General features: G+C 65.8%; 10 protein-coding genes and 1 tRNA gene. 10 read left to right on the forward strand and 1 reads right to left on the reverse strand.

The window, feature by feature from the left end:
- The first annotated feature begins 117 nt into the window (after window positions 1-117).
- The 10 genes from ACODS4_RS04605 to ACODS4_RS04650 all read left to right on the forward strand — a co-directional run bounded on the left by ACODS4_RS04605 (window position 118) and on the right by ACODS4_RS04650 (window position 12,365).
- Window positions 118-849 (forward strand): DUF6065 family protein, encoded by a 732-nt coding sequence (locus tag ACODS4_RS04605; RefSeq protein ID WP_488861177.1) that lies wholly within the window; start codon window positions 118-120, stop codon window positions 847-849.
- A 121-nt stretch (window positions 850-970) separates the two neighbouring features.
- Window positions 971-1,267, forward strand: coding sequence for a hypothetical protein (locus tag ACODS4_RS04610; RefSeq protein WP_488861179.1), 297 nt, complete (start codon window positions 971-973; stop codon window positions 1,265-1,267).
- 117 nt (window positions 1,268-1,384) lie between these two features.
- The gene (gene glgB / locus ACODS4_RS04615) at window positions 1,385-3,592 is read left to right on the forward strand and encodes a 1,4-alpha-glucan branching protein GlgB (RefSeq protein ID WP_488861638.1); all 2,208 of its coding nucleotides are present in this window, start codon (window positions 1,385-1,387) and stop codon (window positions 3,590-3,592) included.
- 117 nt (window positions 3,593-3,709) lie between these two features.
- A complete protein-coding gene (locus ACODS4_RS04620) occupies window positions 3,710-4,027 on the forward strand; it encodes a nucleotidyltransferase family protein (RefSeq protein ID WP_488861181.1) in 318 nt (105 codons plus the stop codon).
- A gap of 99 nt (window positions 4,028-4,126) precedes the next feature.
- The gene (gene glgX / locus ACODS4_RS04625) at window positions 4,127-6,265 is read left to right on the forward strand and encodes a glycogen debranching protein GlgX (protein ID WP_488861182.1); all 2,139 of its coding nucleotides are present in this window, start codon (window positions 4,127-4,129) and stop codon (window positions 6,263-6,265) included.
- Between the two features lie 117 nt (window positions 6,266-6,382).
- Window positions 6,383-7,450 carry a response regulator gene (locus ACODS4_RS04630; protein ID WP_488861184.1) on the forward strand — a complete coding sequence of 356 codons (1,068 nt, stop codon included), beginning with the start codon at window positions 6,383-6,385 and terminating at the stop codon, window positions 7,448-7,450.
- Between the two features lie 159 nt (window positions 7,451-7,609).
- On the forward strand, window positions 7,610-9,826 hold the full coding sequence (gene malQ, locus ACODS4_RS04635; RefSeq protein ID WP_488861186.1) for a 4-alpha-glucanotransferase: 2,217 nt from the start codon (window positions 7,610-7,612) through the stop codon (window positions 9,824-9,826).
- A gap of 102 nt (window positions 9,827-9,928) precedes the next feature.
- Window positions 9,929-10,405 (forward strand): bacterioferritin, encoded by a 477-nt coding sequence (gene bfr, locus ACODS4_RS04640; protein ID WP_298380893.1) that lies wholly within the window; start codon window positions 9,929-9,931, stop codon window positions 10,403-10,405.
- 169 nt (window positions 10,406-10,574) lie between these two features.
- Window positions 10,575-10,648, forward strand: a tRNA-Gln gene (locus ACODS4_RS04645).
- 94 nt (window positions 10,649-10,742) lie between these two features.
- The gene (locus tag ACODS4_RS04650) at window positions 10,743-12,365 is read left to right on the forward strand and encodes a DUF6538 domain-containing protein (RefSeq protein ID WP_488861188.1); all 1,623 of its coding nucleotides are present in this window, start codon (window positions 10,743-10,745) and stop codon (window positions 12,363-12,365) included.
- A gap of 224 nt (window positions 12,366-12,589) precedes the next feature.
- Here the strand turns inward: ACODS4_RS04650 and ACODS4_RS04655 are convergent, their stop codons facing one another.
- Window positions 12,590-13,723 carry an SAVED domain-containing protein gene (locus ACODS4_RS04655; protein WP_488861190.1) on the reverse strand — a complete coding sequence of 378 codons (1,134 nt, stop codon included), beginning with the start codon at window positions 13,721-13,723 and terminating at the stop codon, window positions 12,590-12,592.
- Window positions 13,724-13,735: the final 12 nt, after the last annotated feature.

Below are 13,735 nucleotides of genomic sequence, written 5' to 3' on the forward strand. Positions count from 1 at the left end.
GCGGCGGAATGCCGCACTTGATTTCGGCGGCTTCCTCGCCGGATCGCGGCGGGCCGATCCGTCCAAACCCCGCGCGCCGTCTTACTCAACGGCGCCGACTCTGGCAGACTGGTTTCCATGACGCTGATCGCTTACCCGCTCTCGGGCGCTTTGCCCGACATCCGCCCGGCCCGCGCCACGCGCGACTGGATCGACGCCCTGCCGGAGCAGTACGGCTACCGCTGCCTGCCCCTGAACATCGCCAGCATGCATGGGTGGGAGGTGTGCAGCCCCTGCCGGGTGACGGCGGTGTGGAACGGCGGAACCGGGGTGGACGCCATCCAGGTGACGGCGGCGGAGGCGCACGCGCTGGTCCCCGCCAGCCATTTCGGCAGCGGGGTGTTGACCTTCCACGTCGCCGTGCTGTTCCGCACGCCGCCGGGGATCAATCTGATGGTCACGGGGCCGATCAACCACCCCAAGCACGGAATCATGGGGCTGTCGGGGATCATCGAAACCGATTGGTCGCCCTATCCCTTCACCATGAATTGGAAATTCACCGCCCCCGACGTGCCGGTGACGTGGGAGAAGGGCGAACCCTACGCCCATCTGATGCCGATCCAGCGCGGCCTGCTGGAAAGCCTGGAGCCGGAGGTGCGCGACCTGGACAGCGACCCGGAGACGGCGGCGCAATACCGCCACTGGGCGACGTCGCGCAGCCAGTTCAACGCCGATCTGCAAACCCCCGGCAGCGCCGCCGCGCAAGAGCGTTGGCAGAAGGGCTATTACCGGGGCAAACAGCCGGACGGCGGCGACGGCCCGCCCGACCACGAAATCAAGCTGCGGCCCAAGCCCTTTCCAGAACGGTGATCGTCCGGGATCGCTTGGCGCGTCCGCCGCGCGGCCCTGTTCGCGAAAGGCTGGTCTTTGTCCGACCAAAACGGTAGAAAACGCAATGGTTTGGTGAGGCAGGGACGGGGTTGTTCCGGGAATGCGGCATTGGCTCGACGACGACGCGGCGCTGTGCTCGATCGAGATCCTGTCCGAGGCGGTCGAACGCACCTGCGTTCCCGGCATTCTGGAACTGCGCATGCTGCGCAACGCCCTGCGCGAAGCGGTGACATCCAAGACGCCGGAGGCGGTGAAGACCGCCTTTGGCATGTTCGCGCGGGTTGACCGCGATTACCGCCGCCGCATCGCGCATGAGGCGCTGACCCTGGCCGCCCAACAGAAGGGCCGCTTCGCCCCGCGCGAACGGGTGGTTCGTCGGACGCGCATGGCGGTGTGAGGGCGCTGGTTCCGTTTCGCCAGCCCCTGTATGGTCCGTAGGAACAACGATGGGGCAGGGGTTCAACCGATGGCCAGCGACACGACGACGACCGGTTCCTCCGACGACGGGCGCATGATGGAAGAGCGCGCCTTGCAGGACGCGGCCATCGCCATCGCGCGGGCCGAGCATGGCGATCCCTTCGCGGTTCTTGGCATGCACCAGAGCGGGCCGGGCCAGCCGGTGGAGGTGCGCGCCTTCGTTCCCGGCGCCGAACGGCTGTGGGTGATCGACAGCGCCACCGGCGACGCGGCGGGGGAGGCCCGGCGCGTTCTGGAGGACGGCTTCTTCGCCGTCACCCTGACCGACCGGACTCAGCGTTTCCGTTACCGCCTGCGCGCGCAATTCCCGCTGGCGACGGAGGAGTTCGACGACGCCTACCGTTTCGGCCCGGTGCTGGGCGAGTTGGACATTCATCTGCTGGGCGAAGGAACCCATCTGCGCGCGTTCGAGCGGTTGGGCGCCCACCCGCGCGCCATCGACGGCGTGCCCGGCGTCGCCTTCGCCCTTTGGGCGCCCAACGCGCGGACGGTCAGCGTGGTGGGCGATTTCAACAATTGGGATGGCCGCCGCCTGCCGATGCGCCGCCGGGGCGTGTCCGGCCTGTGGGACATCTTCGTGCCGCACGCCGTCCCCGGCCAGCGTTACAAGTTCGAGGTGCGCGGCCCCGATGGCCATCTGATGCCCGCCAAGGCCGACCCCTACGCCTTCCAGGCGGAAATGCGCCCGCACACCGCCTCGGTCATCCATGGTCTGCCGCCCTATGACTGGCAGGATTCGGCGTGGCGGGAGCGTCGCGCCCAAACATCCGACCGCAACGCGGCGGTGTCGATTTACGAAGTGCATCTCGGATCCTGGATGCGGGCGCCGGAGGAGGGCGACCGCTTCCTGACCTATCGCGAACTGGCCGAGCGGTTGATCCCCTACGTCGTCGATCTGGGTTTCACCCACATCGAGCTGCTGCCGATCACCGAGCATCCCTTTGATGGATCCTGGGGCTACCAGCCCATCGGGCTTTACGCCCCGACCAGCCGCCATGGCGCGCCGGAGGAGTTCAAGGAGTTCGTGGACGCCTGCCACCAAGCGGGTTTGGGCGTGCTGCTGGATTGGGTGCCGGGGCATTTCCCGACCGATCCGCACGGGCTTGGCCTGTTCGACGGCACCCATCTGTACGAGCACGCCGACCCGCGCCAGGGCTTCCACCAGGATTGGAACACCCTGATCTACAATTTCGGGCGGCGGGAGGTGCAGAATTTCCTGCTGGGCAACGCGCTGTTCTGGCTCGACCAGTATCGGCTGGACGGGCTGCGCGTGGACGCCGTGGCCTCCATGCTCTATCTCGACTACAGCCGGAAGGAGGGGGAGTGGATCCCCAACGCGTTTGGCGGGCGGGAGAATCTGGAGTCCATCGCCTTCCTGAAGCGGATGAACGAGCTGGTCTATGGCGAGCATCCCGGCGCCATGACGGTGGCGGAGGAATCGACCTCCTGGCCGATGGTGTCGCGCCCGACTTATCTGGGCGGCTTGGGCTTCGGCTACAAATGGAACATGGGCTGGATGCACGACACCCTGTCCTACATGCAGTGCGACCCGATCCACCGGCGCTACCACCACCACCAGATGACCTTCGGGTTGATCTATCAGTTCTCCGAAAACTTCGTCCTGCCGCTCAGCCATGACGAGGTGGTGCATGGCAAAGGCTCGCTGATCGAGAAGATGCCGGGCGACGAGTGGCAGAAATTCGCCAATCTGCGCGCCTATTACGGCTTCATGTTCGCCCATCCCGGCAAAAAACTGCTGTTCATGGGGGCCGAATTCGCCCAGCGCCGCGAATGGACGGAGGCGCAGAGCCTGGATTGGCATCTGTTGGACCAGCCGCTGCATCGTGGCGTCCAGGACCTGATCCGCGACCTGAACCGCCTGTACCGCGAACTGGCCCCGCTGCACCGCACCGACTGCGATTCCTCAGGCTTCGAGTGGATCGAATCGAACGACAGCGAGAACTCCGTCTTCACCTTCCTGCGCAAGGCCGACGAATCCGGGCACATCCTGGTGGTGGTCTGCAACTTCACCCCGGTGCCGCGCCACGGCTACCGCATCGGCGTGCCGCTGCCGGGCCGCTATGTCGAGCGGCTGAACACCGACGCCCCGGAATATGGCGGCGGCGGCGTCGGCAACGGCGGCGCGGTCCTGGCCGAACCGACCAGTTGGCACGGCCGCACCTGCTCCCTGCCCCTGACCCTGCCGCCGCTGGCGACGTTGATTTTGGAGCGGTGGGAAGAATGACGCCTTTCTAATGATCGGCGCGTTCGCCAAGCAACCTTGACGGGGGGCATGGGGAGGCTTTCTTATTTGATTGTTGCGCGTTCTTTCTGGAGACGGATTTTGTCGGAGGAGGCGCCGATGACTGAGAGCAAGCCGCCGCCATCCGCCGCCGACGTCGTCCAGACGTTGAGGGCGAACCGGGAGGCGTTGCGTCAGCGGGGCGTGCTTCACGCCTCCGTGTTCGGATCGGTTGTTCGTGGCGAGGCTGGCGCGGAGAGCGACATCGACATCATGATCGACATCGCCCCGGATCGGCCCATGGGGATGTTCGAGTACACGCGCGTCACGTTGGACATCGCCAATCTGTTCGACCGACCGACCGACGTGGTGGAGCGCAAACGTCTCAGCCCGGCGTTGCGGGACCGTGTGATTCGGGAATCCGTGGATGCCTTCTAAATCGCCGCGCAAGCGACTTGAAGACATCGCCAGCAACATTGCGGCCATCGATTTGTTCCCGAATAAATTTCTTCGCCCTGATCGCAAGGTTTTCCCCTGATGCCCCCCATCACCGCCCGCACCGCCGTTTGGCCCGGCAAGCCGCATCCGTTGGGGGCGACCTGGGACGGGTTCGGCGTCAATTTCGCGCTGTTTTCCGCCCACGCCGAGCGGGTGGAGCTGTGCCTGTTCGACAAGACCGGCCAGCGCGAGTTGGAGCGCGTGACCCTGCCCGAACACACCGACGAGGTGTGGCACGGCTATCTCCCCGACGCCCGGCCCGGCCAGCTTTACGGCTACCGCGTCCATGGGCCGTATGAGCCGGAGGAGGGGCACCGCTTCAACCCGAACAAGCTGCTGCTGGATCCCTACGCCCGCGCGCTGTTCGGCGGCTTCAAATGGTCGGACGCCCATTACGGCTATCGGGTCGGCTCGACGCGCGAGGATCTGTCCTTTGACCGGCGCGACAACGCGCGCGGCATGCCGAAATGCCGGGTGGTCGACGGCGCCTTCACCTGGGGGCATGATCGCCCCCGCCCGGTGCCGTGGAGCGACACGGTGCTGTACGAAACGCACCCGCGCGGCTTCACCATGCGGCACCCCGACGTGCCCAAACAATTGCGCGGCACCTTCGCCGGCATGTCCACCGCCAGCGTGATCGAGCATCTGAAGGCGCTGGGGATCACCTCCATCGAGTTGCTGCCGATCCAGGCGATGGCGGACGAGCAGCATTTGGTGACGCGCGGGCTGACCAATTATTGGGGCTACAACAGCATCGGCTTTTTCGCGCCCGAACCGCGCTGCATGAGCACCGGCGTCCTGTCGGAGTTCAAGACGATGGTCGCCCGCCTGCACGAGGCGGGGATCGAGGTGATCCTCGACGTCGTCTACAACCACACGGCGGAAGGCAACCATCTGGGGCCGACGCTGTCCTTCAAGGGCATCGACAATCTCAGCTATTACCGGCTGATGCCGGACAGCCCGCGCTTTTACATCAACGACACCGGCACCGGGAACACGCTGAACTTCGCCCACCCGCGCGTGGTGCAGATGGTGATGGATTCCCTGCGCTATTGGGTGACGGAGATGCATGTCGACGGCTTCCGCTTCGACCTCGCCACCGTTCTGGCGCGCGAACCTTACGGCTTCGATCCCGGTTCGGGTTTTCTCGACGCGGTGCGCCAGGATCCGGTGCTGGCCGACGTGAAGCTGATCGCCGAGCCGTGGGACGTCGGTCCCGGCGGCTATCAGGTCGGCAATTTCCCGCCGGGCTGGGCCGAATGGAACGACCGTTACCGCGACACCGTCCGCCGCTATTGGCGCGGCGACGACGGCATGTTGCCGGAACTGGCCGGGCGCATCGCCGGATCGTCGGATCTGTTTGAAAAGCGCGGGCGGCGGCCCTGGTCGTCGGTGAACTTCATCACCGCCCATGACGGCTTCACCCTGCATGATCTGGTGTCGTTCAACGACAAGCACAATTGGGCCAACGGGGAGGAGAACCGCGACGGCCATTCCGCCAACTGCTCCTGGAATCACGGGGTGGAGGGCGAAACGACGGATCCGGCGATCAACGCCCTGCGCGCCCGGCAAAAGCGCAACTTGTTGGCCACCCTCTTCCTGTCGCAAGGCACGCCGATGATGCTGGCGGGCGACGAGATGAACCACAGCCAGGGCGGCAACAACAACGCCTATTGCCAGGACAACGAGACGACATGGCTCGATTGGTCGCGCAAGGATCCGGGGCTGTTGGCCTTCGTCCGCCGCCTGATCGCCCTGCGCAAGGCCCATCCGGTGCTGCGCCGCCCGGTCTTCCTGCATGGCAAGGACACCGCCGCCAACGGCCTGAAGGACATCGTCTGGTACAACAGCCAGGGCGTGGAGAAGACCGCCGAGCATTGGCGCAACACGCAGGCGCGCTGCATCGCGCTGCTGCTGAACGGCCACGCCGGGCGCCATGTCGGCGTCGATGGGCAGCCGCTGACCGACGGCGTGCTGCTGATCGTCCTGAACGCCCACGCCGAGGCGGTGGCCGTGACCCTGCCCGACGTGCCGGGCGGGCGGGGCTGGCGCTGCGCGCTCGACACCCGGCAAAAGGACGGGGCGGGGGAGGAGCGCATGCATCTGGCCGGACGCCCCACTCTGGTCGATGGACGAAGCGTTCTGGTCTTCACGCTGGTCGAGCAGCCGGGGCTGTGACGGCAACCTTTCGCATGCGCCGCTTTGACCACTGGCGTTTGTTGGGGGAACGTTGTAACCGCAGCGGGTAAGACCAAACCATGCTAAGGTCGCAGCGTTTGTGACGCTTCGGGTAGGATGATGCCGGATTACGATTTCTCCCAGGTTGACGCCGCGATCATCGACCCGCAGGTCAACACCGCGCGGGTGTTCCGCGATGTGTTGGGCCGCATGAGTTTTCGCCGGATCGAGCTGTTCGATTCGGTCAAGAGCGCCGTTGGCCTGCTGAGCGCGGGCACCCCCGACCTCATTCTGGTGGACGCCGACGGCGATGTGGACGAGGCGTTCCGCTTCATCCGCGCCCTGCGCAACGAACCCAACGTCCCCAACAGCTTCACCGGCCTGATCGTCACCACCTGGGCGCCGACCCCGGCGCTGCTCGCCCGCGTCGCCAACGCCGGGGCGGATGATCTGTTGCTGAAGCCGGTCTCGCCCAAACAGGTGAAGGACCGCATCGTCAGCCTGATCGAAGGGCGCAAGGGCTTCGTCGTCACCGCCGACTATACCGGCCCCGACCGGCGCAAGGCCCCGCGCGAAGGAACCCAGGTGCCCGTGCTCGACGCGCCCAACACCCTGCGCCTGAAGGCGACCGGGCAATGGGCGCAGGCGACCGTGCGCGGGCTGATGGCCGACGCTATTGGCTTCGTCACCACGCAAAAGCGCATGCGCGCCTCCATCCAGGTGGCGTTCCTGGCCGAATTCGCCATGCCCGGCCTGTGCCGCCCGACGCCGGAGCGTTCCGCGCTCGACCACATCGGGCGGATCGGCGGCTTCATCGACGATCTGCTGCGTCGTTTGCCTGATGGTGGCGATCTCGCCCACATCGAAACCGTCGCCAAATCGGTCAAGCGACTGGCCGAGAAGCTGCGCGGGCAGGCCGACGAGGGGGCCATTGACGCCGACGATGTGGCGCAGTTGCAAACCATGGCGCGGGCGCTGATGCAGGGGGTTGACCCGGACCGCACGCTGACCGACATGACGCGCGAGGTCACAGCCGCCGTCACCGGCTACCGGACCCGGTTGGAGCAGATGGCCCAGGCCAAGGCCGCCGCCGCCGCGAGCGCCGCCGCCAGCGCGACGGAAGGCCCGGCGCCGACCGCGCCGCCTGCGGGAACCACGCCGACCGCCTCCGCGTCGGCGCCGTAACGCGGGCGTCCGGCGTTTTGTGTGCGCCTGCACACGCTTGGGCTGGACGGCGTGACCGGCTCGGGCGATCCTTGATCGGTGACGGGCGTTGTGTCGTCGTGCATTCCACGCCGGAATCCGGCCCGTCGCACGCGTCTGAACCTATGGCGGGGAAACTGGATGAGCGCTCTCGACCGGCTGGCCGATTTCGTCGGGATTGAAACCTTCTACCACGATATTTGGGGCAACCGGCGCGAGACATCGGCGGCGACCAAACGGGCGCTGGTCGGGGCCATGGGGCTTCCCGCCGCCAGCGACGCGGAGGCGGAGGCCTCGCTGCGGGCCGTCGAACAGCGCGCGTGGCGCCGTCCGCTGCCGCCGGTGCGCGTGGCGCGGGACGGGCAGGGGATCGAGCTGCCGGTGTCCCTGCCGGTCGGTCTGGACGGCGCGACCCTGTCCTGGGTTCTGGAGATCGAGGGCGGCGACGCCCGCAGCGGCGTTTTGACGGTCGGCGCTCTGCCGCGTTCGGAAACCGCCATGTTGGACGGGCAGGGGTTCGAGCGGCGCGTCCTGCCCCCGGAGATCTTCGCCGGGGCGCCGCAGGGCTATCACCGGCTGAGCGTGACCGTGCGCCCGACCGACGGCGGGGCGGAATTGACCGGCGAGACCCGGCTGATCGTCGCCCCCGCCCGTTGCTTGACGGTGGAGGAGGTGGTTCCCTCGGGCCGCAGTTGGGGGATTGGGCTGCAACTTTACGCGCTCAAACGCCAGAAGGATTGGGGCGTGGGCGATTTTGGCGGGCTTGGCCTGTTCGCCGAAACGGCGGGCGCGCTGGGCGCCGGGCTGGTCGGGCTGAATCCGCTGCACGCGCTGTACCCCGCCGACCCGCACCACATCGCGCCTTATTCGCCGTCCAGCCGCAGTTTTCTCAACATCCTCTACATCGACGTGACCGGCGTGCCCGAACTGGCGCTGACGCCAGCGGCGCAAAGCCGCGTCGCCTCGCCCGCCTTTCAAGAGGCGGTGGCCGCCGCTCGCGCCGCCGAGCTGGTGGACTACCCGGCGGTGTCGGCGTTGAAGCTGCCGCTGTTGGAGACGCTCTACGCCACCTTCCAGACGCTTCCCGCCGATCATCCGCGCAAAATCGCTTTCGACGCCTTCCGTCACGAGATGGGGGGCGCCTTGCGACGCCACGCGCTGTTCGAGGCGCTGCACGAACATTTCTACCGCCAGGATCCGGCGTTGTGGCTGTGGCGGAACTGGCCAGCGGCCTACCAGACCCCCGACAGCCCGGAGGTTCAGGTCTTCGCCGAGACCCACGCCGACCGCGTCGGTTTTTACGCCTATCTGCAATGGGAGGCTGACCGCCAATTGGGCGAGGCCGCCGCGCGCGGGCGGGCCGCCGGGTTGACGTTGGGTTTCTACCGCGATCTTGCCGTGGCGGCGCATCCCGGCGGGGCGGCGGCCTGGGGCGACGCTGGGATTTTGGTCCAGGGGGCCAACGTCGGCGCGCCGCCCGACCAGTTCAATCTGAAGGGCCAGAATTGGGGCCTGTCGCCGCTGTCGCCCTTGGGGCTGCGCGAGGCGGCCTATCAGCCCTTCGTCGAGCTGCTGCGCGCCAACATGCGCCACGCCGGGGCCTTGCGCATCGACCATGTGATGGCCTTGCAGCATCTGTTCTGGATCCCTGAGGATGGCAGCGACGGCGCCTATGTCATGTACCCGCTCGACGATCTGCTGGGCGTCGTGGCCTTGGAGAGCCGCCGCAACCATTGCGTGGTGATCGGCGAGGATCTCGGCACGGTGCCCGACGGCTTCCGTCCGGCGCTGGAGCGGACGGGCGTGCTGAGCTACCGCGTCTTGTATTTCGAGCGCACCGGCGACGGTGGGTTCAAGCCCCCCGGCGACTATCCGGTCAACGCCATGGCCACCGTCAGCACCCATGATCTGGCGACCTTCAAAGGCTTCTGGACCGGGCGGGATCTGGAGTGGCGGCAAAAGCTGGACCTCTACCCCAACCCGGAAAGCCGCGACAAGGACGGCTGGGATCGCGGCGTGGACCGCTGGCGGCTGCTGCAAGCCCTGTCATGGCAGGGCTTGCGCCCGGCCAGCTACCCCAGCGACGAAGGCGGCCAGCCCTACCGCCCGGAGCTTGCCGCCGCCCTGCACGGCTATCTGGTCCGCACGCCCTCGCGCATCGTCATGGTGCAGATCGAAGACATGCTGGGCGAGGTCGAGCAACCGAACCTGCCGGGAACCGTCGATCAGCACCCGAACTGGCGCCGCCGCTTGTCCCATCCGGTCGAGGCGTTGGCTGGTCTTTCTGACGCGCGACAAATTGTCGCACCCTTGCGAGACGCTCTCACTGGTCAGACCGGCGCAAGCGTCGCTAAATGAGCGTCAAGGGCGGACTGATCTAAATTACGTCGTTGTTTCAAGCACTTGCGACGCATTCGCAACATTGTTTGACCAACGAGCAAACCGAATGGAGAGTTTGAAATGAAGGGTGATCCCACCATCATCAAGCACCTGAACACGGTGCTGACGAACGAGCTGACCGCGATCAACCAGTATTTTCTGCACGCGCGCATGCTGAAGAACTGGGGCCTGCTGCGTCTGGCCGACAAGGTCTACAAGGAATCGATCGAGGAGATGCGCCACGCCGACAAGCTGGTCGAACGCATCCTGTTCCTGGAGGGTCTTCCCAACCTTCAGGACCTGCACAAGCTGAAGATCGGCGAAGAGGTGCCGGAGATGTTCAACGCCGACATGGGCGTCGAGCTGCACAACCGCGCCATTCTCCAGGCCGCCATCACCGACTGCGAGAGCCTGAAGGATTTCCAGAGCCGCGAGATTTTCGTGGAAATCCTGGACGACACCGAAGAGCACATCGACTGGCTGGAAACCCAGCTCGACCTGATCCAGCGCGTCGGCCTCAGCGGCTACCAGCAGCAGCACATGCACAGCGCAAGCTGAGCCAAACCCACGCGGCGCCGCGCGCCATGGCCGACGTCCCCCCGACGTCGGCCATTTTTTTGTCTTTTTTCCGAAGTTAACGAAAAAAGGGCTAGGCAAGCCAAAACCCCACTGCTATAAGCCCGCCCACACCACGGGGAACGGCGAACGAGCCGCCCCGGTGACGGTCTGGGGGATCGTCTAGCGGTAGGACAGCGGACTCTGACTCCGCCAGCCTAGGTTCGAATCCTAGTCCCCCAACCAACCTTTTGAAATCAAAGACAGTTTCGCTGGTGACCTGAGTGGCGTGGAGCAAATGCTCCATAGGCTGCTCCACACTCATTTGGAGTGCGTGGTCATGCAGCATGTGTGTCGGCGGGCTGGTACCTTCCATTTTCGGCGCCGCGTCCCTGGGCGCCTGCGGGAGCGACTCGGCGGCAAAGCGGAGATCTACCGTTCGCTGGAGACCTCCAGCCCGCGTGAAGCAGGGATCCGGTCCCGTCTTCTTTTCCTCGAAAGCGAGCGCCTCTTCGCTGCCCTGGAGCATGACCCGGCGCTGCCGGTGGATGCTGCCCGGCGGCTGATGCGCGACTTGGTGGGCCCGGCCGCCTGGGTGCACGCCGATCTTGTCCTGCGGCGGCCTATCGGACAGGTTCTTTCCCCGCCGCAGACGGTCCCAGTACCGGGACTTGTGCAGGCGGCCATGCCGTCAGGGGCCGAATTGGCGTTGGACATGACGGCCCGCGAGGATACCGCAGGGCTTTCCTCGCCATCGCCTGCGACCTCTCGGATGGCTGAGCTTCTTGAGTCGTCCGCAGCATCAGAACCGCGGGCGGCCACGCCATCTGGCGATGCCAGAGCGAAGCCCATGGGCGCCGAGGCGTCCGGCGAGCCGCTGTCCGAGGCCCCGATGTTCGGCTCGCTGACCGAGACGCATATCGAGCAGATGGTCGGGACGGGCGCATGGAGCGCGCAGCAGACCGCACTCCAGAACCGGGTTACCTTCCGCCTCTGGATCGAGTTCCACGGCGATCGCCCGGTTGACCGTTATTCCCGCCGCGATGCCTCGTCGTTCATGGGAGCCCTGCGCAAGCTGCCTCGGATGCACGGCCGGTCGCCGACATTGAAGGGGACGATGCGCGAAAACATCGAGGTGGCCACCCGCGTGGCCCAACGTGGTGGCAGGCAGCCGCCCCTGTTGGCGATGAAGACAATCAAACGGCACATGAGCGCGCTGCACGGCTACTGGGATTGGCTCAGGCAACACGGTCACCATGAGTTCGTGGCGAATCCGTTCGCAGGCTTTGATTATCCGGAGGGCAAGCCAGCTTCGGAACTGCGGTCGATGTGGAGCGACGCCGACCTGAAGCGCCTGTTCAGTTCACGGCTGTGGGTTGGCCCAGAGGTGGATCGCCGTAGCGCCGCCTTCTGGCTTCCCATTATCGGCTTGCTGACGGGGATGCGGCTGGAGGAAATTGCTCAGCTGCACACCGCCGACATCAAAAGGCGGGATAGCATCGACTTCTTCCTGGTCCATGCGGAAGACGAACGGCGGACAAAAAACGCGAACTCCGTGCGTGAGGTGCCGATCCCTGGCGGCCTCGTTGCCTTGGGCTTCATGACGCTGGTCGCCGAACGGCGCAGGACGAACAGCAAGCGGCTTTGGCCGGACCTGAGCGGCCAGGGGCCTGATCGGCGGCTGGGCGCCTACTACACGCGGCGCTTCACCGAGTACCGCCGAGAAATCGGGATCTACAAGCCTGGCGTCGACTTCCACAGCCTGCGAGGGACCTTCGAGACCCTGATCTTGAACGCCGGTGCGAACCCGATCTTCGTTAAGGCAATCATGGGGCACAGCACCTCCGACCTGATCGGTGAAGGCAGCCGCTACCTGAAGCACGTCACGTTGAAAAACAAGCTCGAGGCGATGAACATGCTGAAACTCGGCGTCGACTTGGGGCATCTGCTGTCAAACGCCTGAACCAAACAGTTGCCCCAACTTTCGAGGAAGCGATATGTTCAGACGAAGTGGTGTCGCAGATGGCGATCGTGAAGCTGGCGCCGCCCTCTTTACTTGCGTGCGTTGCATTTCAATCAATTTGGCTGTATCCGCGCGACCGCGCAGGTGAACGCACTGCGCGGTTTCACCGCAAGGCCAAGTCCTGACACGTTCCTTCGCCTGGCGATTAGGGTGGGACTACTGTACTAAGCGGATACCGATTCAGTCCGGACCACACCGGCCTCGGGCACTCCATGCGTTGGCATCCGGACCGACCATGGGAATGGCGGCATCGCCGAGCGCTCGTACTGGTAGACGAGGAGTTCGGGCAGGTTTCGGTTGTCGTAGGCCCGGCCGAGCCGGAACACGACGCTGTTCGGCGCCGCAACCGTCATGTGGATGCGCCGGACCCCTCTTCCCTCGAGCGCGACCATGGCGGCCAGGAAATCGGAGGCGAGCGCCTGCTGCTTCTCCTCCGACCAGTGGCAGTCCGGCCTTCCCTGGGGGAGGTAGATCCGCACCAAGGGTATGTTGCCCGTCGTGAGACGGAAGCCGGGCTCGTCGAGCTTGTAGGAAACCTCGACCGCGACCGCGACGTCCGCCGTTCCGCGGGGCACCTCATCAAGTCCGTCCAGCTCGAAGCGATCGCCATCGTCGATACCGTCAAGCGGGCGCCACCGGCCCGGCTCACGCATCCAGTCCATGATGGTGATCGCGCCCTCGTCGCCAATAAGGAAGCCCGCCAGGAACGTCATGGGCACCGGGGCGACGCCGCCGTACACGATGGAGACGTCCGCACGGTCGGCGTCGTCAGCGGCTGTTTCAAGGTCGTGCCGGATCAGCTTGGTCTTGGCCAGCGCACGTTCCGGGTCCGTCACCCGGCCGTCGTGGACGAACGGGGTCATGTCAACCGGAATGGCCCGCCGGTGGCCGATCAGGGTTTCGGGCACCGCGTCTCTGAGCGGGCTGTCGGTGCCGCGCAGCAGGCCGCGCTGCTCGATGACTAGCACCCGCTTGCGCGCATTCGCCCGCCCTTCCCGGACATCGCGCCAGATCTCCCACACGAGCCCAACCACGAAGGCGAAAACGCCCAGCCAGAACGCGGCGAAGACGAGGAACTCCGGAACGCCACCAATGGCCTCGAACTTGATCGCCAGGAAGACGTTCGCGTCGGCATACACCAGGTTCAGGCACAGGGCGCCACCAAGCGCCGCCAGAACGAAATAGGCTCCTGTCCGCATGGTGGTGATCGCGGGCGAGCGGCGGCGTGTCCAATACTCGATGAAACGCCGCACCCCGAAGTCGAGCCATCCAAAGACGGTCCTCAGATAGTAGTTCATGGCCCACTCGCC

Source organism: Azospirillum sp. FG154 (assembly GCF_057809575.1).

Excerpts from the sequence above, each read along its gene's own strand:
- ACODS4_RS04605 (WP_488861177.1), top strand. The coding sequence starts at position 118 with ATGACGCTGATCGCTTACCCGCTCTCGGGCGCTTTGCCCGACATCCGC.
- ACODS4_RS04610 (WP_488861179.1), top strand. The coding sequence starts at position 971 with ATGCGGCATTGGCTCGACGACGACGCGGCGCTGTGCTCGATCGAGATC.
- glgB (WP_488861638.1), top strand. The coding sequence starts at position 1,385 with ATGGAAGAGCGCGCCTTGCAGGACGCGGCCATCGCCATCGCGCGGGCC.
- ACODS4_RS04620 (WP_488861181.1), top strand. The coding sequence starts at position 3,710 with ATGACTGAGAGCAAGCCGCCGCCATCCGCCGCCGACGTCGTCCAGACG.
- glgX (WP_488861182.1), top strand. The coding sequence starts at position 4,127 with ATGCCCCCCATCACCGCCCGCACCGCCGTTTGGCCCGGCAAGCCGCAT.
- ACODS4_RS04630 (WP_488861184.1), top strand. The coding sequence starts at position 6,383 with ATGATGCCGGATTACGATTTCTCCCAGGTTGACGCCGCGATCATCGAC.
- malQ (WP_488861186.1), top strand. The coding sequence starts at position 7,610 with ATGAGCGCTCTCGACCGGCTGGCCGATTTCGTCGGGATTGAAACCTTC.
- bfr (WP_298380893.1), top strand. The coding sequence starts at position 9,929 with ATGAAGGGTGATCCCACCATCATCAAGCACCTGAACACGGTGCTGACG.
- ACODS4_RS04650 (WP_488861188.1), top strand. The coding sequence starts at position 10,743 with ATGCAGCATGTGTGTCGGCGGGCTGGTACCTTCCATTTTCGGCGCCGC.
- ACODS4_RS04655 (WP_488861190.1), bottom strand. The coding sequence starts at position 13,723 with ATGAACTACTATCTGAGGACCGTCTTTGGATGGCTCGACTTCGGGGTG.